Origin of the sequence: Stecheria intestinalis (genome assembly GCF_009696165.1) — a bacterium.
GTDB classification, from domain to species: Bacteria; Bacillota_I; Bacilli_A; order Erysipelotrichales; family Erysipelotrichaceae; genus Bulleidia; species Bulleidia intestinalis.
The window spans coordinates 98,276-120,699 of the sequence record NZ_VUMN01000003.1 but is presented as its reverse complement, the minus strand read 5'-3'; the positions used below and the strand labels follow the sequence as shown (position 1 = coordinate 120,699).

The window sequence follows — 22,424 nt, the reverse complement described above, 5'->3', positions numbered from 1 at the left end:
ATCTGGCTGATATCTAAATGTTAAAGGAAGAACCGTTTCAGATCTACTTAATGCAAGCCCTTTATAACTTCTTGTTCAGACATACTTAATGCAATACTGGGGTTGCGTTAACTTTTACAAGTGAAGTCCGGAAAATTTTTGAAAAATCTTTGTTGACTTTGGCATAGGGGCGCGGTATTATAACTGAGCATTCGGTAAGAGTTGGGCCTGTAGCTCAGGTGGTTAGAGCGCACCCCTGATAAGGGTGAGGTCGTTGGTTCAAGTCCATTCAGGCCCACCATTATTCTTACTTGATTGTGTATGGGGTTATAGCTCAGCTGGGAGAGCACCTGCTTTGCAAGCAGGGGGTCAGGAGTTCGATCCTCCTTAGCTCCACCATCAGAAAGACATCCGCAAGGGTGTCTTTTTTCTAAATTAGAAAAGAGACCTGATTATGGCAAAAGAACTGACTCGCGTGGAACAGATAGAGCGCAGCATCATCAAGACCTACAAGACAGACCTCTGGGCACCATTTCTCACTTCCATCAACCGCTATGAGCTGATCCAGCCAAATGACCGCATCGCCGTATGTATCTCCGGCGGCAAGGACAGTTTCTGCATGGCCAAGATGTTTCAGATCCTTTCCAAGCATACCGAGATCCCCTTTGAGACTGAATTCCTGGTCATGGATCCCGGCTACAGTGAAGCCAACCGGAAGAAGATCGAAGAGAATGCAGAGATCCTCGGAATTCCGATCAGGATCTTCGAAACCAATATCTTTGCAGTCGCAGATCATGAATCAAAATCGCCATGCTACCTGTGTGCGAGAATGCGCCGCGGCCATCTCTACAACCAGGCAAAGCTCCTCGGCTGCAATAAAATAGCCCTCGGCCATCATCTGAATGATGTGATCGAGACAACCGTCATGGCCATGTTCTACAGTTCCAAGCTGGAGACCATCATCCCGAAAGCACACAGCGAGAACTTCCCGGGCATGGAACTGATCCGGCCGATGTACTGCGTCAAGGAAAATGCAGTTATCCGCTGGGCTGTCTCGAATCAGCTCGAATTTCTGCAATGTGCCTGCCGCTTCACGGAAAACAATGCAAATCTTCATGAAAGCACCTCGAAGCGCAAGGAAGTCAAAGAACTCATCCGGCAGCTGAAGAAGACCAATCCCGAAATTGAAGACAATATCTTCCGTTCCCTCCACCGGGTTCAGATTGAAACTTTCCCGGGATATAAAGCAGACGGAGCAATGCACAGCTTTCTCGAGAATTACGAAGGCAGAAACCGATTCCCCGGCTACGGGAAGAAAGATTCATGATTCATGCATGCAGGGCAATGTCCTGCATTTTCTTTTTCTCCATGATCAGCTTCCATTTACTCCACAGTTCTGAAACATTTCTGCAGGCATCCCATTCCATGCTTTTCTGATAGAATGAATCCGGCAGAACAATATGAAAATCCAGGTACTGACAATTTTTCCGGAATTATTCGGAAGCTTTCTGAAAGCGCCGCTGACCGCCCGGGCGATCGCAAACGGAAGCCTTGAGCTGAAGATCATTGATATCAAGGACTACGCTACCGGAAGCTTCCGGCACATTGATGACAGTCCTTATGGCGGCGGTGCCGGCATGATCCTGAAATGCCAGCCAGTGCTCGATGCCCTGCATGCGGCGGAGTCGCCGGATTCCTGGCGGATTCTGCTTTCTCCTTCCGGAAAGCCGTATGATCAGAAACACGCTCATGAACTTCTAACGAAGAAAGACCTGATTCTGATTGCCGGTCATTATGAAGGCTTCGATGCAAGAATTGAAGCAGAAGCAGATGAGTGGATTTCAACCGGCGACTACATTCTGTCCGGCGGAGAGATTCCGGCCATGACGATCATGGACTCCATGATCCGGCTGCTTGGCGGAACGATCCGGGCAGCCAGCACAGAAGAAGAATCTTTTGAAGACGGACTGCTGGAATACCCGCAGTATACCAAGCCGAGAATCTATGAAGGAATGCAGGTGCCTGAGGTGCTGCTGAGCGGCAATCATGAAGCCATCCGCCGCTGGAAACTGAAAGAATCCCTGCGAAGAACTCTGGAACACAGACCCGATCTTCTGAAAGACCGGAAACTTACCAAAGAAGAAACAGAACTGATGGAGGAACTGCAGAATGAACTCAGCAATCCGCGAGATTGAACTGACCGATATCGGAGGATTCCGGATCGGCAATGCAGAATGGGAAGAAGCAGGAACCGGATGCACGGTCGTGCTGGCCGAACGCGGTGCCAGAGCTGCGGTCAGCGTACGCGGCGGTGCTCCTGCCTCAAGAGAAAATGCCCTGCTGAACCCGCTGGCCGCAAATGACATGATCCATGCGGTGCTCTTATCGGGAGGCAGTGCCTTCGGCCTGAACGCAGCCTCCGGAGTCATGCAGTACCTGGAAGAAAAAGGAATCGGCTTTCCCACTGGCGGAGGTCCGGTTCCGATTGTGTGTGCTTCCTGTCTCTATGATCTGGAATTCGCTGAAAAAGGAAAACGCCCGGATCCTGCCCTTGCCTATGAAGCATGCCTGCATGCAGGAAACTTCCGGGAAGGAAATCATGGCGCAGGAACCGGTGCGACCGTCGGAAAGATTCTCGGCATGGAACATGCCATGAAAGCCGGAATCGGCTGTGCCGCCTTCCAGGCTGGCGATCTGCAGGTCGGAGCACTGACTGCGGTCAATGCAGCAGGCAATATCGTCAACCCGGAAAATGGAGCCTTCGTAGCCGGAATTCATGAAGCAGATGGAACGATGATTGATGCCGAAGAAGCCTTGTGTGCGCTCTCCGCTGGTTCGCTGCGCTTCCACGAAAACACGACGCTAACGGTCTTATTGACCAACGGAAAGTTCTCGAAGACGGAACTGGCAAAGCTTGCGGATATGGCAAATGACGGATATGCGCGGGCAATCCGTCCGGTTCATACGATGGTCGATGGAGATTCCATCTATGCAATGACGAACGACACCGTCAAAGCTGATCTGAATATCGCCGGCGTCCTTGCCGCAAAGGCTGTCAGCAGAGCGATCGTCTCCGCCGCAGAACATGCCGAAACGTCAAGAGGCATCCTCTCCTGCAGCGATTTCAGGAGGCATGCATGAAGATCATCGAAGGAACCGTTCCGTTTCACGGATATCAGACCTGGTATCGTCTCGTCGGCGAATGCACCGGAAATCAGAAACCGCTGGTGCTTCTGCATGGCGGGCCAGGCAGCACGCATAATTACTTTGAACTGCTAGATTCCCTTGCGAAGCAGGGCAGAGCCCTGCTGATGTATGACCAGCTTGGCTGCGGCAATTCGTACCTCGATGGTCATCCGGAATTATGGAACTTAGATACGTGGGACGAAGAGCTCCTGAATCTTCTGGACCGTCTTCACATCACGGAATATCACCTGCTCGGCCAGTCCTGGGGAGGCATGCTGGCAATGGGATTTCTCCTGAAACATCAGCCGGATGGATGTCGATCCGTGATCCTGTCCTCCACGCTGAGCAGTGCTTCCTTATGGGCACATGAACAGCATCGCCTGATCACCTTTCTTTCAGAAGAAGAACAGGCCGCAATTGCCGAAGCAGAAAAAACCGGAGACTTCAGCAGCGAAGCCTACCAGAAAGCAAACGCCCGCTTCATGGTCCAGCATTGCGCAGCCGTTCCTTCCGAAAATGATCCCGAATGCCTGCGGCGTCCGAAGAAGTCCGGAAGTGAAGCATATCTCTATGGCTGGGGTCCGAACGAATACAATCCGACCGGATCGCTTGGTTCCTTCGAGATCACAGATCGCCTGAATGAACTGCATGTTCCTGCGCTGATCATGAGCGGAACGAACGATCTCTGCACCCCGTTGGTTGCCAAGACGATGTATGACCATCTGCCGGATGCAGAGTGGCATCTCTTCGATGGCTGCCGGCATATGTGCTTTGCCGAACACCCGGAAGAATATCAGAGCATCCTGAATCGCTGGATGCTCGCATACGACTGAAACAGGAGGCTTCTCGCCTCCTGCTTTATTAATCCAGAATGGTCAGTTCTTTCGGGTAATGATTCAGCACTTCATGCCCGTTCTCCGTGATCAGAACGAGATCTTCGATTCTGACTCCGGTATCGCCTGCCAGATAGATGCCAGGTTCAATTGAGAAGAAGTTTCCGGTCTTTGTCAGATTATGATTTGCGGAAGAAACATCTCCGTATTCATGATCCGCCAGACCGATGAAATGGCCCAGACGATGATTGAACTGCGGTCCGTATCCGCCCGCCGTGATCAGGTCTCTTGCTTTGGCATCCACATCACATAACGGAATACCCGGCTTCAGCATCTCTTCTGCCTGCTCATTTGCCTGACGGACAAGTTCATAAATCCGCTTCACCCGCTCATCCGGTTCTTTCTTCCAGTAGAACGTGCGGGTCATATCAGAACAGTAATCATTCACGACACAGCCGATATCAAACAGGACGCAGTCTCCTTCTTTCAGAACCGTCTCATCCGGCATATGGTGCGGATCTGCCGCATTGGCACCGAAGCTCACGATCGGATCAAACGAATATCCGGAAGCGCCGAGAGACTTATAGATCTTCAGCGTCTGATCAGAGATCTCAAGTTCCGTGACTCCCTCATGAACGAGTTTCCGGAACGCTTCCATCGCGAGATCATTGATCCGGGAACTCTCCCGCATCTTCGCCTGTTCTTCCAGATCCTTGACTGCCCTTGCCTCATCTACTGCAATCGAGCTGTTCACCACTTTCTTTGCTGCACCGGTTTCCAGAAGCGGCAGCAGGAATCTCGACTCCATGGTCTTATCGACTCCGAGCACCTTTTCCGGATCCAGTTCTTTTCTGACCAGCGGAAGCACATCATCGGTATCCGAGAACCACACCTTCCGAACACCGATCTCTTCATCAAACCAGAACAGACGATTGATAAACAGAACCGGCTGCTCATTCTTCCGGATCAGCAGGGCAAGAAACCGTTCTCCTGGAAAGACCCACTTTCCGGTAAGCCAGAAGATCGCCCTTGGCTCGGTCACCAGCATTTCTTCTGCACCAATCTCATTCAGACGATTCAGCACACAATTCAGCCGTTCCTGATTCAGCATCAATGATTACCTCCCGCAGTTTCTGCCTGCAGGTTTCATTGTATCACTGAAGGCAATCCTAACCTCCCCAGGAGATACTCGTTTCTCCGCCATCCGATCCATGTGTTTCCGTCACCGTCTCCACGTCGTAGTAATACTCTTCTGCCGGGGGTTCATAAGCCGGAGGCACATAAGCAGGCATCGTCGGGGTCTGCACCGGCACTTTCACAGTCGGGACCGGCGTCGGTTCAGGCGTAGGCGACGGTTCTTCGAGATCAATCAGATTCACTTTCAGTACTGCTTCTGCACGATTGCCGGAATGATCGCTGACGGAATAGATCACCTCCTGTTCCTTCTCTTCACTCAATTCATCCGAACAATCAACTTCATCCGTCAGATCTCCATCCACCGCATCACAAGCCCGATTCAGCCACAGCCTGCAGCTGAATGGCGCCCCGCGGATCGACTGTACTTCTTTCAGCTTCAGAGCAATCTCCGGAGGTTTCTGGTCTTCAAAGACCACTCTCAGAATCTGCTGAACTTCCTGATTCTTCCATTTTGCCTGATATGCCGCCATCCGATTCTCAGGTCGTTCTGCCGTCATCTCCTCCGGAAGAATCAGCTCTGCTTCTTCTGAAACTTCCTGCACATACTTCTCGGGATGAAATGTCTCGCCGCATGGAATTCTCACTTCTTTTGCCGTAAGCTCCAGCTTCAGTTCTTTCTTCTCCGGAATCCCCATCCCAAGCAATATCGCAAGCGAACCAGCAGACCCGATCGCTGCCAGCATCTTGAACGGAATCTTCCGTTTCTTCTTTTCAGGAATCTCAGGAATCGCATTCTCTTCATCTGCGAAGATCTCGTGCATTTCCCTTGCCGGAATCCAGCTGACCGCAGCCTTCTGAATCAGCTTGCTGTCTTTGCCCGCTTCCAGAGCCAGCCGGATCTCCTGCATCTGCAGATAGTTGAACTCATGGCGTGCATACAAGCCGATCTGTTCTTCACTGAGCCCGTCTTTCCGCCCTTTCTCGATTTCTTCCTGCTGCAGGCAGGTAAATGCACGTTCTTCGCCCATCAGTCCCTCACAGCCGCCTGCAGCACATAACGGACATCTGCTCCGTTCAGATTGCAGGTCACCAGCGTCACAATGCCAAGCCCTTCATCCATGACTCCATCCCGCTTCTGAATCAGATACGGAACGGTATTCAGGAACATCTCTTTCCGCTGTTCTTCCATCGGCATGCCGGCATCCGCCCAGCCAAGATACACAGACTCTTCATCCAGGTCATACTCTCCAAACGAGACAACCACACAGTTCTTCTTGCCTGATTCTTCCGTCAGTGTGAACTCCGGATGCCGTTCAAAGTAGTTCTGATCCGCAAACTTCTTCAGAAACGTGAAGTTCCAGTCCTTCGTCTTGGACGCATGCCCGTAGATCACGAGATTATCCGGTTCATACGTCATCGCATCCGTGAACACACTTCCCATCGTGTCATATTCACCATACAGGTTATGCTTCATCACCGATGCATCTTCCTTCACCGTCACAACCGGAATCGTCCGGACTGCCTCATCATCCCGGAACTCCAGCACATACTTCACATCCGGATTGATCTTCTGCCAGTCCCTCAGCGATTTCGGTTCTGCCTCCGCTTCCGCAGCAGTGACATATTCCTCTGCTCTGGTAACCGGAAGATTCATCGCTTCCGATACCGTTTCCTCAGCATCCGGCAGCACATTTCCTGACAGGATTCCGGCAGCGACTGCCATCACTACCTTCACCCAGGGGCGCAATGTTCTTTTCCTCATTCGGTTCCCATCTTTCTTCGCTTCAGAACCCGGCGGACCGTTGTCGTCGTCTTTGCGTTTGTACGATGATTCACCACCGTATCCTCATTCGTCTCGGAAGTAGGCACGATGACCGTACATGCATCACCGATCATGTAGCCAAGCGGAGAACGCGTCTCGCAGATCCGGATCCGATGTCCATATCTGAGATCCGCAAACGAAACCATGCCTTTTTCTACCTTCCGCAGTTCTGTTTTTCCATCTGCCTCCACCACATACGTTCCTTCTGCCAGCCCTGTGAATACAGCTCTTCCATCCGCATCGGTATATGTTCTGGCGGCAATCTTCTGCGGATCATTCTGCGGATGGACTGTCACTTCTATTCCAGCCTTTCCGCTTTCAGCATCCGTTCTCTTGTTCTCAGAAGACAGATACCAAGAATTTCCGGACTGATCAGAAAGCGTCACGCCGCTGATGACTCCGTTCTTCCGGATCACTTCTTTCACCGTCAATGTCTCTTCTGCATTCCATTCCATCGCTCCGGACGTCTCTTTCTCAATACGGAACCGCTGTCCATGCAGAGAACAGATCCCATTCTGCGGATCTTCAGCCAGCCAGGTTTCAGTCCCATACCGGAACGTCTTTCCCTTCTCTGCCTTTGCGACAATCTCATAAGACGGAAGCGGAGCCGTATGGCGGATCATCGCTCTGACGGTGCTTCCTTCTTTCAGCGACAAAAACTCCGGACGATTCATCAGCTCCTCAAACGTAACCGGAACTGTTTCTCTTTTCATCGTTCTGCGGATGACAATACCTCCGCTGATCGCCTCTCCAAGATCAATCTCGCCTCTGCTTATCTGATCCGAAGACTTTCCGATCGAGATCGGAATTGCAGCGCTGTCTCTTGGATCCGCTGCCGTCGCACGCACGATTCTGCGTCTGTTTGAAGCATTGCCGAACAGATCTTCAGCCGCTTCTGTTTCTGCAGACAGAATCCGGTAGAAGCGGAGAATGGACCGCGGCTGCTTTTCAGCAATCCGGAATACCGCACCTGTCTTCAGCTCTTCTGCCTGTCTTGTCAGATCGCTGTACAGAAATGGTGCCGAAGCCCCGACTCCCTGCTTCGGAATCACAATCGTTCCTGCCCAGGTCTCTCCCTGCTGTTCTTCCAGGATCACTTCAGTTTCCTTCACATCCCTGATCCGATAGGTATGAAGCTTTCCATCCGGTCTGGAAGGCCATACTGGAATCAGATCTCCCGCTTTCGTTTCCGGCGGAAGGTCGGCAAGCGAAAACAGACTATCTGTCTTTTCCTCTGCCCCATCTGCATACGTGATATCCGTCGCATGGAACCATGCATTATCCAGCAGTGTGCGCTGATTATCCTGATCTTCCTTGTAGACCCGGATGCTCAGTCTTCTCAGCCGATTCGTCCAGACTGAGTGCAGTTCATCTTTTTCTGAGGAAACCTCCAGATTCAGAATCTGGACCGGATCCATACTTCCGTATTCATATCCCTTCGGACACTTAGTCTCAACCGCAAGATACGTTCTGCCCCACTTGAGTCCCTCAATACGCAATCTGCCTATCATCTGCTCTGCAGGCAGTACCGTGAATGATTTCTTCTCATTCTTGAGGGACACATACCAGTAAGTCCCCGGCGCAAAGTCAGAAAGATCTGCTGCCCCGTACACATCCGTCGTCCGCTCTCCCGCCTTGTTCTTCAGATTCTCATCGCTGAAGAATTCAAGCTCCACTCCCGGAATCGGTGCCTGATGGCGGGAAGAATCCAGAATCCGCACATACTGATGTCCCGTCTTTCCGGAAAACAGCGGCAGTGCATCCAGATCCTGCTCCTCCTGATCATTGCAGAACAGAATCCGTGTTCTGCTGAGTACGGTTCCATCCTGCTTCATTGATACCAGGATCGCTGTGCCGGTTCCTTCGGAACGGATCGTCTCGTTCTCTGCATTCAGATACACATTCGTATCTGCCTGTTCCAGTTTCCACCTATCAGCAGGACCAAACTCCTTCAGCAGATAGTCTGTGCCAGCCCTGCGTACATGCATGCGTTCTGTTTCGTGAACTGTTCCTTCCTGCTTTTCCTCGATGGTATAGCTCTTATGGTTCTCCAGATCCGTGAGCCTTGCGATTCTTCCGGTTCCGTGTTTGGAAGAAATAGATACCAGCTTCATCCAGCGGCCTTTCAGCTCATAGACATCGCCAGTCACCAGTTCCAGGGGCAGCTGCTTCACTTCCTCGAGATACAGATCCTCTCCTCCCTCTTTTCCGGAAGTGATTCTTCTGGTTTCTCCTTTATCTTTGAGGACAATCTCCTGTTCTGAAATATCTGCAATCTCCCAGATCCGATCATCCAGGCAGAGATGATTTCCCTTCTGCTTTTCCTGATGCAATGCATGTTCCAGATCCTGCCAGACATACGCATCCGGTTTCTTCACACGCAGGCGGATCGGATCTTCACCATGAATACGTGCCGTCTGATTCTGATCAGAAATCACTTCAGAAAAACAATGATAAGTATGTCCCGAATCATCAGAAATCACCTGTTCGAGATTCGTTCCATTCTCTTCCGAAGAAATCGTCCACGTTTTCCCATTCACCTGAAGGCTGGTCTTTCCGATCAGATCCTCTGCCTTCATCGGCGCATCTTTCTCATAGAGATACGAAACCCGGAACGGCGCTGTCTCCTCCACCAGATAGGAAATCTCATCTTTGGCAATGACATCCCCGCTCTTCAGCATTCTCTGATAGGGAATCGAGAATGTATTACCTTCTGCAGCATTCTCCGGCTTGAGATCAGCGTAATGCAGCGGCAGAATGGATTCCTGTCCGCTTCTTGCGATCCGCCATCTTCCATTCCTTCCCTGAATCACCGCTTCCCGCTTCTTCTCATCCATCGAAAGAATGGTCCAGGCATTTCCATCTTTATCTTCAAACAAAGACCCTTTCTCAGCATGCAGCGGAAGCGCAGTCCAGATCAGGCTGCACGATTCTTCCGGGGCAATCCGGAATGGCATCCGGAACGGATCTTCGTTCCAGGAAATGTCATATTCCGCTTTCTGCATTCCATCAAGATGGAATACGACGGTCTCATCAATCCTGCGGGAGGCATGATCCGATGGAACCGATGGATGCAGATGCACCGTATAGGAAACCCCATCCGAAATCACCTGCACTTCAAGATCATTGTCTCCATGCAGAGCAGCCGGTTTCAGATTCTCGTTCCAGTGCATCGGAACTGCCGTCAATTCCGCAGATGGTTCCGGTACGCTTGATTCTGAGGGAACCGGAGAAGCAGGAGCTTCTGACGCCGCCGGCACCTCAGAAACAGATGGCTGCGGTTCTTCAGAAGGCTCTGGAGTCTCTTTGGCAGGAATCTTCTGTTCTTCCTCAGACAGAGTTCCTGCATGCACGTATGCCCAGTCGCTTTCATTCAGATCTTCCCATGCAGGTCCGGTATATGGAATGGTTTCCGTACGGGACATGGTCTTGCTGAGCTCATCTCCCTGCATGCATGATACTTCTGCATAAGAAAGATCCGTTTCCTGGCCAGCCTGCGTCCCCTCAGCTGTTTTCTTCAGCACCGTTCCGCTTTCAGAAACATGGTAGGAGTTTCCTCTGCTGTCAGAGAGGTCATATTCTGCCGGATGCACAGCCTTCACTTCAAACGTATTGCGGTCTTCAATCTCCGCAGGAAGATCGCTCTGACTGATCCAGCGAGGCTTTGTCAGAACATATTTCTTTCCATCAGTCTCCACAATGATTTCCCTGGTGCCGATGGAGGCAACCGCAAATGTCTGAACTTCATCGGAGCCGGGAATCTTCTTCGAGAACTGATCTCCGGTATGAAGCTGACGGAGATCAGGCAGATCGCTGATGCAGGGAGCAGGATCATCCAGGTCAACCCGAAAGATCCGTTCCCGATGGAGCGTCACCTGATGATCAGAAGGATTCTTCAGCGCATAAGAAATTCCATCCACGGTTACCCGCTTTCCTTCTTCCATACCAATCCCGTATGCTGCAGCACTCTCTGCAACATGCGCATAGGAAGGTTCCGTCGATTCTGCAGCCAGTATATCTTCTGATGGATCCAGATCCGATACCATCACCAGATTGCCGCTCACCCGTTCGATTCTCAGATGATACGCAGCTATTTCATCATCTTCCGGGTCAAATGTCCCATGCATGTTCACGATGCGCTTCAGATCAAACGTTTCTCCTGCTTCAAGCCTTTCGGGAAGCTGATACCTGGAAAGGATCCGTTCCTGATGTTCTTTCTGTTTCTGCGGGGATGCGTCCACGATCCATTCGGAAGGCGTTTCCTGATCGATGTCATACTGCCAGCCATTGAAGCGGAAGTTGTTCAATGTTCCCTGATCACTATGTTCCAAGAGCTGCCTCGCAGTCAGAGAAGGAGTATCTGCAGGCATCCTCTCCGTGATACCTTCCGGAATCTCCTGCCCCGAAAGATCCAGATCGCCGATTTCATAAACCGAGATTTCTGCTTCATTCAGGTTCCGTTCCGGATCTTCCTCATCCTGCTTGATGAGTTCCAGCGTTACGTCTCTTAACTGATTCACGAATACATACGAAGCAGTCGTTCCGCCCTTACCGGTCTTTACGATTGCATGTTTCCGAGCCACCTGAAAGCGATCAGAAGCAGAGCGCTCCTCGATCCAGAACTCATGTTCTGCCGGAAGATCACGGATTCTGACAACCCCATCCGGATCTGCCATGCAGATCATCACGGTACCATCCGGGTTCTTCCAGGCTTCTCCTTCGGTTCCGTCTTCCTTCATCATGCCGAAGCAGAATTCGGTTCCGGCAGTCCAGGAACCGGATCTTCCGTATTCATCTGTCTTGCGGATCTCAAGATCTGCTGTTTCTGCCGTCACCGCAAGCTGAAAACGAGGAACCGGATTTTCAGAACCAGCCGCAAACAGCCGCTGGGAATGATCAGGCCTCGTGTAGAGCAGGATCCCATTCTGCATTGCCTGCCATTCTTCCGGTTTTCTCCGGAAGGTCAGAACTGCATTGCGAAAAGATGGATCTTCGATCTTCAGCAGCAGCTGATCTGCATTGGAAACCACCGAAAGACCAGGATGCGCTTCTTCGGATTCTTCCGAGAAATGTGCCAGCATGCCATGGTCATCATTCAGTTCCAGAGGCATGGCGTAGATCATTCCGTAGGTACGGATTCCATCCTCGCTCTCCGCAAAGGAAGGAACCGTATCATAAGACTCCGCAAGATCCAGAATCCGGTTCATGATCGCATCCAGATTCTTTCTTCCTTCTGTTCCTTCACTCGTCCCAAGATCCGGACTGCTGCGGAAACTTAGTGATCGGTTGATCGCATCATAAGATTCTGAGCCAAGCACTTTCCAGATCAGCATCTGCGTTGCTGCATATGTTTCTGCATCTGAACCGGTCAGCGGATTTCCATAACCGAAATAGGCAATCCGCTTGCATAGGGTCTTTTTCTCTTCCGGCAGAAGATCCCATACTCCGGACTGATAAATCGGTCCTCTTTCTCCCTGGATCTGCACCGTCACTTCGGGCTCGATGCAGTAAGCCGGTTCCCCATCGAACTTCAGAATGGAAAGGAATTCTTTCTTTCCTTTCCGTTCTGGAGTCAGAGCATCAAAGGTTGCCGCTCTTCCTTCACAGATCAGCTGACTTCCTGCCGCAAGTTCTGCGGGTATTTCTTCTCCTGCGGCAGGAGGTTCAGAAGGCTCCGATGTTTCGGCAAACACCCTGAACCCTTCTGCAGGTACCAGCATGCATAATGCCAGCAGTACTTCAAAGATACGTCTCATGCATTTCAATCTCCTCATCTAATTCATAGAGAGAAGATTCTGCGTTCCCCGGAGACTGATTATTGATTGTTCAGAACAGAAAAGCCTGCATTTCTGCAAGCTTCTTGTGGCAGTGATGTTTTCAGAATGATCAGTCAAACATGTAGACCTGGGTGGATTCCAGTTCGTTGATCTTGAAGGTGACAGTGTATTCTGGGGCCTGGCGGTCAGCACCGGAATAGTCCACATTGAATTCTCCGTTATTGTAGGCATCATCACTATATTCGAGAGTCTTGACATCTGAAGTCTCAACATGGAGCACATAGTAGGAAGAGCCGTGGATCAGAATCGTTCCGCGGTCGCCGACATTGATCAGGTTGGAAATCGTGCGCCCATCCGTCATGACAACCGTAATGGTATCGCCATCTACTTTCCATGCATGAATCGTGGACATGGAAGGATAGCCATCCGGGCTGACACTGATGACTTCCGCAAACGTGGTGGATTCCGGTGCAGTGTAGCCTTCTGCTTCAGAATCTGCCTTCGTCGCAAGGTCATTGGACAGAGATTCAAGTTCACTGATTGCGGCATCATAATCGCTTCCGCTGAGATCCGTACGGGTCACAGAAGCAGAAGATACTGCATCTACGCTCTCTGCAGAAGCAGAAGCGGCAGGAGCAGCAGTCGCAGTTTCTTCAGTAGCTGGTTCAGAAGCTGCAGCAGCGGCAGTGGATGCCGCAGCAGAAGCAGTCGAACCGGAGGCAGTATCCGCAGAGCTGCATCCGGCAAGTGTGATCAGTGCAAGCATAACAAGTAATGTCTTTTTCATCTTCGTTCTCCTATTAATTGATGTTGCGTAAGCAATAATAGTACATTTGTACTAATTGTCAATATCGTGAAAAAACATGCCGTGTTATCATAGTGTTATGTCAGACAGATACCAGGACATCCTGAATACAGCTCTTGATCTATTCAACAAGCATGGATATGAGAACGTGACCATGCGGATGATTTCAAATGAGCTTGGAATCAGCCCCGGGAATCTGACTTATTATTTTCCGAAAAAGATTGATATTCTGACCGCATTATTAAAAGAAATCCGGACCACACCGGAAGAAGAGAATGCAGAATCTCTGGATGATCTGCGCAGATATCTTTTCAACATGGTCGAAGGCGTTCAGCGGGAGCAGTTCTTCTTCTCGATATCGGATCTGCAGCGGCTGGATCGGAAGTTCTTTGAAGAGAACCGCAATGCGGTCAATCATTTCAAAGAAGTTCTTTTCCGCATTCTGGGAGAACTTCAGCAGAGAGGTATTCTGTCGAAAGACATGAGTGATACCTGGAAGAAAGATTACATTGAGATCATCATGCTGAGCCATCTTTCTTGGGCTCGGGAAACCGGGAAACAGAGTACCTATACGAATCTCTCGCTTGAGGAATTCATAGACAGTCAGATGCGTCTGCTGGAGCCATTTGTGATGCCGAAATAATTCAGATCAGGCATACCTGTGTCCAATGATTCAGTATCAAATAATACCGATATTTCCAGTCAGCAGTAGATATTCATCTGTATGCCACAAGCTGTAACTTGTCGAGCTTAATATTTCGGATCTTCCTTAAAGGATTGCCCTGGCCATTCTGCAGCCATTTTCCCAGGCCGAAAATCATTGCGTATCTCATTACAATTTTTCAAAAATTGGCGGAAAATTTTCCACTTTATAACCATTTAGGATAAAAAACGGCTCACTATCCACTTGTTAACCGCAATCATTGCCTTTTCTTTGCATATGGCAATGATTTTATTCCGCTTTTCTCATTAGCGGCACATAGGTTTCGGACGGTGTGAACCCCACTGCCTGGAATAGTTCAATATCCTTGGTTCTTGTGTTATGAAGCTTCCACTCCTTCTTGTCTTTTACCATCCGCATGTGCCTTGCTTTCAGCAGAATATCAAATGCTGAAATGCTGGTTTTATTCAGAGACACAACACCGCTCCATTCAAGCTGGAATGAATCAGGCCAGTTACCAGGATAATGAAGTCGAAACGTTTCTGCACATCATAATCCTGCATCTTCAGCGCATTGAAGTCTGCATCGTTTTTGATGTAGTTATGATATGTCTCAATTGACCAGCGGTCTTTGTAATCTGCATATACCTGCGAAGCTGGTTCCTCGTCGTTGGTCTGCAGAACATACACACCCCACCAGTCGCAGTATTGCTGGTATCCTTCTTCTGTGTATTCGGTTTCTCCGAATGTTACGTCTCTAATATGATGTCTATTTGCAGCCCTGGTTGTCTGTCCCTGGGCTGCTCTTTATATATGAATCCATCATCATCGAAGAGGCAGTTGATGATGTCATTCACTTCGAGGATTCTGATTTCGGTGAATACCCATGCGAACACACATTCAGACGCTGGAAGTCATGGGAAGAAGAAAACAGACAGCAGATTGATGGAAACCTGAATTCCATCGCTTCACACTTTGCCTCATTCGGATCAGGCCTTCGGAATGGAGTCGTTTCATTACTCGAGCACTTCAGGAAACGCACCGGCGGATGGCTTTCAGAAATCTGCCGGGCGATCGTCAATTTCGGGTCTTCGCTGCCAAAAGGCAGCACACCTGTTCTGTCAGGATGTCCTGCCAAATCTGAACTACCCTTTTCTCACAAGGAGGAGCAGCACAATGAGCAGCCCGAAAACCGAAGATTGGCAGAATACAGAGGCACTGAGAAGATTCCAGATGATAGCCCCTCTGATGGACCAGACCCTGGACTCTGCCAAGAAAACAGCGACCCGTAGAACGATTGCCGAGGATAACGGCATATCGGTGAAGACAATCCGGAGATATGAATCCTCCTTTCGAAGTAAAGGCTTTTCAGGTCTGATGCCGAAGTCACGGAAAGGATCAATAGACCGTCGTCTTCCGGAGAATTACTCCGAGTTCGTGCAGGAAGCGATTATCTTGAAGAAAGAAGTGCCTTCAAGATCTGTCAGTCAGATCATTACCATCCTGGAGGGAGAAAGAAAAGCTCCGGAAGGCGTTCTGAAGAGATCTACGCTTCAGCGTCATCTGTACGCAGCAGGATTCGGAGAGAAGCAGATGAAGAAGTATCGCGAAGATCAGCGGAGCACGGCTGCTGTGAAGCGATTCTGCAAGCCACATCGGATGATGCTTGCACAGGCAGATATCAAGTACGGAGTAGGAATCCTGTTTTCCGCAGTATCGCTTTTATTGAGCTCTTCCTTTCGCTCTGCCTCCCGATTGCTCTGTTGAACATTGAAATCGGTAAATTTGCGTTCAACTTCAGCATCCACTGTATTGGTGATTGTGCTATTCAGACTCTTGCGATCGGACTTGTGCATATCGTCACCAAAGTGCTGCTGGGCAGTTTCAATCAGCGGCTGGACAACCTGTTCATGAATAGCTTTTTTGATCTGATCGAGCTGCTGATGCGTTTCTTCTGCATCCTGTTCGCCAGGGTTTCCAAGAGTAGAACTGACAATTTCATTAACACTGGTTCCGTACTTCTTTTCGCCGAAAATATCTGCAGCTGTCCCGATAATAAGTGATTCCTTTGGGGCTATTTCCCCGTACTCATCGAGATCCAGGCCTTCGCCCGGGTTATCTGGCAAAGGTTCCTCATTCTTCTTTGGCTCATTGGCTACAGGGAACTGATTGATGATATCCATGACTTCCTTAGGGGCACCGAAAATATTGCTTATATTCTGGAACAGGAAATTAGACATGAAGCCACGCTTCACTACTTCCTGAGAGCGGATCTTCCTCGGTACGCTTAGTACTTGCTCCGCATTCAGCTCGATCATCTCACCATTTTCATCTTCGCCAAGAACCGGGAAGAAGTTCAGCAGCTTCCGAATGTGTTCCTTCCGCTCAGAAGTGGTACCGTTACCTGACGCAGTACTGCTGTACAATCCATTCGCAAACTGCTCATAAATATCAAGAGTTCTTGCCGAATCAAAGTCAAACACATAAGCATTCTCCTTGCGAAGAAAAACACGCTTTTATTCTTTCTTTGAATACTGCATGCCCAGATACGGATTCTGCGCCCGGAAGGCTGCCTGCATATATAATGCTGATGATTCAATATTGCTTAGAATCAGTACTCCGATCCACTCAGGCACTGTAACACCGGTGGTCAATTGGCCTACCGATACAGTGATGGTTCGATCAGCAGGCGCAATACCTTTTTCGGGATTTCCATGGATTGCTTCCATGACTTTTTCAAAAGATTTCTGATTATCATCGTTTTCATCAACCCTGCCATCGCCTACTGCCGGTATAATCGTGTAATTTTCAAACACAGGATCTTCGCGCAGAAGTTTGATAAGTTCTTTCGCAGAATCTACTCGGTCTAGTAACCACAGGGTATGCTTCAACTCATTGCGCAGCTCTGGCGTAGAGAACGGGAATTTCTTTTGCGTTGTTAAGGCTTTAATGAGCTGCTTTACTGCATCCAGGTGCACAAAATGTCCGGATTCATTCGTCCGGAAAAACTCATTGAGATCAAATGCGTATTCTTCTGTCTCCCGTTGATATCTAATCCCTGTTCTATCTGATCGCGGGCAATGTCCGACATTCGGTAAGCAAACAAGTTGAGCTTTGGCATTTCCTCATAAGGATTCCGTCCCTCGCCCTGCCAGTTTTCTTTGGCTTCCTGCTCATCTGTGTAAGTCCAGTTGAAAATCTGATCCTCGGAAAATTCGTTTGATGCCAGGGCCTTGAAGGGAGTTCCAGAGAGATAAAGCATGTGATCTCTATGCACGTAGTTAAATGCAGTATCCGTTTTAAAAGTATTTACACCCTCATGTGATTCATCAATAACAAGGACGTCCCAATGCGTATCGGCAATATATTTCAGCTTGTCAAACTTTCCGCCAAAATAATTTGATCCTCTCAGATCCTGCAAAGAGACAAAAAAGAGAAGACTAGGCACATTTGGTAAATTGCTGCTTGTCCTTCTGTTCGTGGCTGTTGTGACATGGATCTGCGCAGGTAAAACCTACACGACCGCAGATGGCGAGACGGGGGTTGTCACTGTCGCTACCTTCAGCCAGATTTTAATGGCACCGATCGCAGGCTTGCATAATGCCGGCGATGTCATCGGATTCGTATTCTGCCTTGGCGCATTCCTTGCTCTGGTCAATGCGACCGGCGCTCTGGAAACGGGCATCCATCAGATGGTAAAGAAGCTGCATGGCAAGGAAACAAGACTGATCTGGATCCTCATGTTCCTGTTCTCGATCGGCGGTACCACCTATGGTATGGGTGAAGAGACCGTCGGCTTCTACATCCTTCTTGCAGCGACAATGACCGCTGCCGGAATGGATCCGATCGTTGGTGCAGCGACAGTTCTACTTGGCGCCGGCTCCGGTGCTCTGGGTTCGACAATCAACCCGTTTGCGACAGGAGCTGCAGTTGATGCGGCACGTTCCGTCGGCGTTGAAGTCAACATGGGCACCCTCTATGTGGAAGGTATCATTCTGTGGCTTAGCACATATTTAATCTCCGCTCTGTTTGTAACAAAGTATGTGAAGCATGTCATGGCGACCAAGGGCTCGATTCTGACTGCAGATCAGCTGAATACATACAAAGCAGCTTACGGCCACTCTACAGAAATCAGCACAGACGAAGCTCTGAACGGCCGTCAGAAGGGCTGCCTCTGGATCTTCGGAATCACGTTTATTGTCATGATCCTAGGCTTCATTCCGTGGGGATCGCTGAATGAAGGCGCCTACAATGCCATGGCATGGACAAGCTTCCTGACAGGCAACCAGCTGGGTGATTGGTGGTTCGATGATGCGGTTACCTGGTTTGTATTAATGGAAATTATCATCGGCCTGATTGGCATGCCGGATCGTTCTAAGCTTTCCAGCACGATCATTTCCGGTATCGGCGACATGATTGCTGTTAACCTTGTCATCGCTCTGGCACGTGCTGCGACGACTCTGATGAGTGAAACGGGTCTTGGCTCCTGGATCGTTGAGGCATCGGTCAATGCTCTGGCTACGTCAGGTATGCCTGCAGGTCTGTTTGGCTTCCTGGACTATCTGCTCCATATCGGTCTCAGCTTCCTTGTTTCTTCTTCCTCCGGTCTGGCGGCACTTTCTTCGCCGATCGTTTCCCCGATCGTTGCGGGTATGAACTGGTCTGTTGAGACATCCATTATGTGCAACGTTGCGGCAAATGGTCTCGTCAACCTCTTTACGCCGACCTGCGGATTCATCATGGGCGCCTTGCTCTGGCAAGAATTCCGTATGATGTATGGCTGAAGTGGGCGAGAAAGCTTCTTCTCATCCTTGGTGTTGCGGTCGGTGTTGTTCTTGCCGTCTGCATGATCATTCTCAGCTGAGCATCGTGGTTCAAACACGGACAGGCGGCATTCTTCGGAATTGCCGCCTGTTTTCTCTCCTTGGATCGGTTAAAATAGAAGGAGAATTTTTTTCGTATGATTAAACAGGCATCCATGCAGGACAACTCGATTTCGGATGTTGATCCATCGTCGCTTTGTTCCTTTGATTATGAAGCAATCGAGGCACCTACCAAAGCCCTGATGCACCAGGCGGCAAGGTCCCTTTATTTTAAAAACGGCAAAGGAACGATGGTTATCGACGGTACGGAGTACGAAATCAAGGAACATACCCTTGTCGCCATCAGCCCGTGGATGATCACCGACATTACAGCCGTAGAATCAACGCTGCAGCTGATCAAGATTGTCTACGATTATACCTATATCAAAAATCTGTTAAGCCATATGGTCGGCCTGGCGGATAATGGCAGTGACATGCTGGGACATCTGAATATGCAGCCGTGCTGCAGCTGGACAGTCTGCAGGCACAGGATGTTGAGAATATTCTGGATCAATTGAAAGGCGAGCTTGGCGTCGCCAGCACGCTGGAACACATTCCCAAAAAGCCGCTGGGCTTTCTGTATACAAGCAACAAGATCATTGAACTGATGATTCTGTATTACCGGTTCATCCGCCAGTCCAACGGCAGCGGCCAGACGGAGAAAAGCACCGTTCCGGGAAATGATTCAATTTTGAGCTATATCTATGCACATTCTTCAGAAAAACTGACACTTGCCAAGGTTGCGGATGTGTTCTATATGTCAGAATCTTCCCTTTCGAAGCATCTCAGGGAGCTGACCGGTACGAGCTACTCCAAGCTTCTGAATGCGATCCGGATCGAGAAAGCTTCTGATTATCTGATTTATACGGATCTGCAGTTGGAAGAGATTGCCTCGCTTCTGGGCTTTGTCGATGCCTCACATCTGTCCAAACACTTCACGTCAAAAGTCGGGGTAACACCGATCCGCTACCGGCGCATTTACAGTAAGGTGGAAACATCCTATTCCCGCGATTCCCGAAACATTGCGTTTTCCATTACCAATGATATCTACAAGAACTATAATGATGAAGATCTGGCAGCGATTCAGACCGCTTCCAAATACGGCATCTCTGTTGCGGAAATGAACCGGGCCCTGCTGTATTATTCGGAGAAAAACTTTGAGACGCTGCTGAACTTTGTCCGTATCAACAAGGCTGCGGAACTGCTCGTTTCAACAACAAACCCGGTGATTGATATTGCTGTATCGGTCGGCTACAGCAATGTGAAAACATTCAACCTCAACTTCTATAAGTTTGAGGGCATGAATCCGACGGAGTTTCGTGACAATGTCACCCTCCAGCATGAAGACGGAACAGAAGTCCATGTTCGTAAGAAACGAAAGACAAAGCCGGCAGCACCCATAACAGATCACAATCAGTAAGACACAGTAAAAAAGGAGCGATGATATGCAGAAATTTATTGTTGATGATGCCTTCTGGAAGATTTTTCCCGATGCCCGTATTGCCGTACTTTCTCTGAAAGATGTCGATGAAACGGCCCGCCTCAGTGACGAAGAAATGAAGGAAATCGCTGCCCTGCTGGACAAAGCCAACAAAGAGGCTGTGAAGTATGTCCCCAATGAGACAATTTCAGACAATCCGGTTGTTCAGGTATGGCGGCAGGCATATCAGAAGTTTCCGACGAAAAAAGGCGCAAGATGCGCGCTGGAAAATCTGTTAAAACGTGTTCTGCACGGTAACCCGGTCGGCTCGATTGTGCCGTCGGTCGATCTGACCAATGCGGTTTCACTGAAATATGCCTTCCCGATCGGCGTCGAGAATATGGATGCTTTTGCCGGTGATCTCCATCTCGGTGTTATGGACGGGACGGAAGATTTTTTGCCGATTGGCGAAGCGGTCCCGGAACCGCCGCTGAAAGGGGAAGTCGCCTATCGGGATGATGCGGGTGTCGTCTGCCGCTGCTGGAACTGGCGAGACGGTCAGCGAACGCAGGTGAACGATGATACAACCAATGAGTTTGTCGCCATGGAATGCGTGGAAGAGGACCGGCTTGAAGATCTGCAGAAGGCTCTGGACGAGCTGGCAGAGCTGCTGCCGAAGTACCTTGGCGCTCAAGTGATGGCTCGAGCAATTGTCGACCGGGACCATCCCGAGGTTGTTCTGCGCGAAGAGGTTCCACAGCAAAACAAAGCAGAGGAAAGCAGACAGGAAGTATCTCAGCTGCCCAAGGCGCAGCCGGATGATTCAGGAAGTTACGATGACTATACGCGTACAGAGTGTACAACGACCATCCGTGATGTGAAGGATGACTGGTATGCATTCAACGATACTGTATTTTATGGTGATAAAGGCGGAATGCCATCCGATTCCGGTACGATCAACGGGCAGAAGGTGGACGGCCTGAAATGGGAAGGTGAAACGCTCTGGCATCATGTGGAGGGAGCCCCTCTGCAGGATCCGATTGTCATGAAGGTTGATTTTGAACTGCGCTATGCCCATACAGTTCCGCAGACGGCTCTGCATATTCTTGACAGTTATTACCGCAGAAAGGGAATGCTGATTACTTCGACAGGCTGCTGTGAAGACAATGAATACTATGATCTCGATGTGGCTGAGATTTCGCCCCGGGACTGGCAGGAACTGCAAGACTATATCAACGAAGCCATCCGCAAAGATGCGCCGGTCCATTTCCATTATGTGAAGGGATCGGATTATCCGGATCCGGAATATCGTAAGTTTGAAACTGTGCGGATTGTGGAAATTGAAGGGCTCGATGAACAGCCGTGCGGTACGCCGCATCTGAATCATACCGGTGAGATTGGCTCCTTTGTTCTGCTTGACTGGGAACACCGTTCCAAATCAACTGTAAGAGTTTACTTTACGGCGGGCAATGTGACGCGCTGGCGGCTGGTTCAGTATTATAAACAGCTGAATCGCCTTGCCCAGATGCTTTCAACAAGTAACGAAGATCTGGAAGAGAAGGCGGCGGCCGTAACGGCAGCGAACAAAGAGTATAAGAAGCAGATCAATGATCTGACCCGTTCGCTGATGGAACATGAGGCAAAAGACTATGCCGAGAAGCCGGAGAAGGTCATTGAGCTCACCGGCGGGGACAGCGATCGTCTGCGTCCGCTCTCTCAGGCTTTGATGCGTGTCTGCACAGATACGAAAATTCTTTATGCGGCCAATGACATGATTGACTTTGCGATTGTTTCCCGGGAAGGCAGGGCAAGAGAGATCCTTGAGATCCTGAAGCCGGTCCTGAACTGTTCCGGCGGCGGCAGTCCGAAGATTGTCAGCGGGCGAACGTCGGTCGACCTGGAAACGTTTAAGAAAGCGGTGGAAGAGCTGCATCTTTGAGCGG

General features: G+C 49.9%; 18 protein-coding genes and 2 tRNA genes. 11 read left to right on the top strand and 9 right to left on the bottom strand.

What is annotated here, in order from left to right:
• Window positions 1–203 precede the first annotated feature (203 nt).
• The 6 genes from FYJ51_RS02715 to pepI all read left to right on the top strand — a co-directional run bounded on the left by FYJ51_RS02715 (window position 204) and on the right by pepI (window position 3,998).
• A tRNA-Ile gene (locus FYJ51_RS02715) sits at window positions 204–280 on the top strand.
• A gap of 22 nt (window positions 281–302) precedes the next feature.
• Window positions 303–378: transfer RNA gene (locus tag FYJ51_RS02710), tRNA-Ala, on the top strand.
• A gap of 55 nt (window positions 379–433) precedes the next feature.
• Window positions 434–1,306 carry a tRNA lysidine(34) synthetase gene (locus FYJ51_RS02705; RefSeq protein WP_154502906.1) on the top strand — a complete coding sequence of 291 codons (873 nt, stop codon included), beginning with the start codon at window positions 434–436 and terminating at the stop codon, window positions 1,304–1,306.
• A gap of 133 nt (window positions 1,307–1,439) precedes the next feature.
• A complete protein-coding gene (trmD, locus tag FYJ51_RS02700; protein WP_105303154.1) occupies window positions 1,440–2,174 on the top strand; it encodes a tRNA (guanosine(37)-N1)-methyltransferase TrmD in 735 nt (244 codons plus the stop codon).
• A complete protein-coding gene (locus tag FYJ51_RS02695; protein ID WP_154502903.1) occupies window positions 2,149–3,120 on the top strand; it encodes a P1 family peptidase in 972 nt (323 codons plus the stop codon). The genes trmD and FYJ51_RS02695 overlap by 26 nt, the downstream gene beginning before the upstream one ends.
• On the top strand, window positions 3,117–3,998 hold the full coding sequence (pepI, locus tag FYJ51_RS02690; protein ID WP_154502900.1) for a proline iminopeptidase: 882 nt from the start codon (window positions 3,117–3,119) through the stop codon (window positions 3,996–3,998). The genes FYJ51_RS02695 and pepI overlap by 4 nt, the downstream gene beginning before the upstream one ends.
• 28 nt (window positions 3,999–4,026) lie before the next feature.
• Here the strand turns inward: pepI and FYJ51_RS02685 are convergent, their stop codons facing one another.
• The 5 genes from FYJ51_RS02685 to FYJ51_RS02665 form a co-directional block, all read right to left on the bottom strand.
• Window positions 4,027–5,109, bottom strand: a complete 1,083-nt coding sequence (locus tag FYJ51_RS02685; RefSeq protein ID WP_204378560.1) for a M24 family metallopeptidase — start codon at window positions 5,107–5,109, stop codon at window positions 4,027–4,029.
• 58 nt (window positions 5,110–5,167) lie between these two features.
• Window positions 5,168–6,163 carry a hypothetical protein gene (locus FYJ51_RS02680; RefSeq protein ID WP_154502897.1) on the bottom strand — a complete coding sequence of 332 codons (996 nt, stop codon included), beginning with the start codon at window positions 6,161–6,163 and terminating at the stop codon, window positions 5,168–5,170.
• Window positions 6,163–6,897 carry a class B sortase gene (locus FYJ51_RS02675; RefSeq protein ID WP_154502894.1) on the bottom strand — a complete coding sequence of 245 codons (735 nt, stop codon included), beginning with the start codon at window positions 6,895–6,897 and terminating at the stop codon, window positions 6,163–6,165. Before FYJ51_RS02675 ends, FYJ51_RS02680 begins: the two co-directional genes overlap by 1 nt.
• A complete protein-coding gene (locus FYJ51_RS02670) occupies window positions 6,894–12,713 on the bottom strand; it encodes a Cys-Gln thioester bond-forming surface protein (protein ID WP_154502891.1) in 5,820 nt (1,939 codons plus the stop codon). Before FYJ51_RS02670 ends, FYJ51_RS02675 begins: the two co-directional genes overlap by 4 nt.
• A gap of 130 nt (window positions 12,714–12,843) precedes the next feature.
• On the bottom strand, window positions 12,844–13,521 hold the full coding sequence (locus FYJ51_RS02665) for a membrane lipoprotein lipid attachment site-containing protein (RefSeq protein ID WP_135358162.1): 678 nt from the start codon (window positions 13,519–13,521) through the stop codon (window positions 12,844–12,846).
• A gap of 97 nt (window positions 13,522–13,618) precedes the next feature.
• Between FYJ51_RS02665 and FYJ51_RS02660 the strand changes: the two genes are divergently transcribed.
• On the top strand, window positions 13,619–14,182 hold the full coding sequence (locus tag FYJ51_RS02660) for a TetR/AcrR family transcriptional regulator (protein ID WP_205946136.1): 564 nt from the start codon (window positions 13,619–13,621) through the stop codon (window positions 14,180–14,182).
• A gap of 485 nt (window positions 14,183–14,667) precedes the next feature.
• Here the strand turns inward: FYJ51_RS02660 and FYJ51_RS02655 are convergent, their stop codons facing one another.
• From FYJ51_RS02655 to FYJ51_RS02640, 4 genes are all read right to left on the bottom strand, one after another.
• A complete protein-coding gene (locus FYJ51_RS02655) occupies window positions 14,668–14,889 on the bottom strand; it encodes a hypothetical protein (protein ID WP_105303146.1) in 222 nt (73 codons plus the stop codon).
• Window positions 14,890–15,812: 923 nt separating this feature from the next.
• Window positions 15,813–16,682: a hypothetical protein gene (locus tag FYJ51_RS13680; RefSeq protein WP_154502885.1), complete on the bottom strand. Its 870-nt coding sequence runs from the start codon at window positions 16,680–16,682 to the stop codon at window positions 15,813–15,815.
• Window positions 16,683–16,715: 33 nt separating this feature from the next.
• Complete coding sequence (locus tag FYJ51_RS02645) at window positions 16,716–17,177, bottom strand: hypothetical protein (RefSeq protein ID WP_154502882.1); 462 nt, start codon at window positions 17,175–17,177, stop codon at window positions 16,716–16,718.
• Window positions 17,159–17,647, bottom strand: a complete 489-nt coding sequence (locus FYJ51_RS02640; protein ID WP_154502879.1) for a DEAD/DEAH box helicase family protein — start codon at window positions 17,645–17,647, stop codon at window positions 17,159–17,161. Before FYJ51_RS02640 ends, FYJ51_RS02645 begins: the two co-directional genes overlap by 19 nt.
• Window positions 17,648–17,687: 40 nt before the next feature.
• Between FYJ51_RS02640 and FYJ51_RS02635 the strand changes: the two genes are divergently transcribed.
• From FYJ51_RS02635 to FYJ51_RS02625, 4 genes are all read left to right on the top strand, one after another.
• Complete coding sequence (locus tag FYJ51_RS02635) at window positions 17,688–18,983, top strand: YfcC family protein (RefSeq protein ID WP_205946134.1); 1,296 nt, start codon at window positions 17,688–17,690, stop codon at window positions 18,981–18,983.
• 176 nt (window positions 18,984–19,159) lie between these two features.
• The gene (locus tag FYJ51_RS13460; RefSeq protein ID WP_205946133.1) at window positions 19,160–19,579 is read left to right on the top strand and encodes a cupin domain-containing protein; all 420 of its coding nucleotides are present in this window, start codon (window positions 19,160–19,162) and stop codon (window positions 19,577–19,579) included.
• Complete coding sequence (locus tag FYJ51_RS02630) at window positions 19,522–20,481, top strand: helix-turn-helix domain-containing protein (RefSeq protein WP_205946132.1); 960 nt, start codon at window positions 19,522–19,524, stop codon at window positions 20,479–20,481. The genes FYJ51_RS13460 and FYJ51_RS02630 overlap by 58 nt, the downstream gene beginning before the upstream one ends.
• A 25-nt stretch (window positions 20,482–20,506) precedes the next feature.
• Entirely contained in the window at window positions 20,507–22,420 is a 1,914-nt protein-coding gene (locus tag FYJ51_RS02625) for a phenylalanine--tRNA ligase beta subunit-related protein (RefSeq protein ID WP_154502876.1), read from the top strand.
• Window positions 22,421–22,424 lie beyond the last annotated feature (4 nt).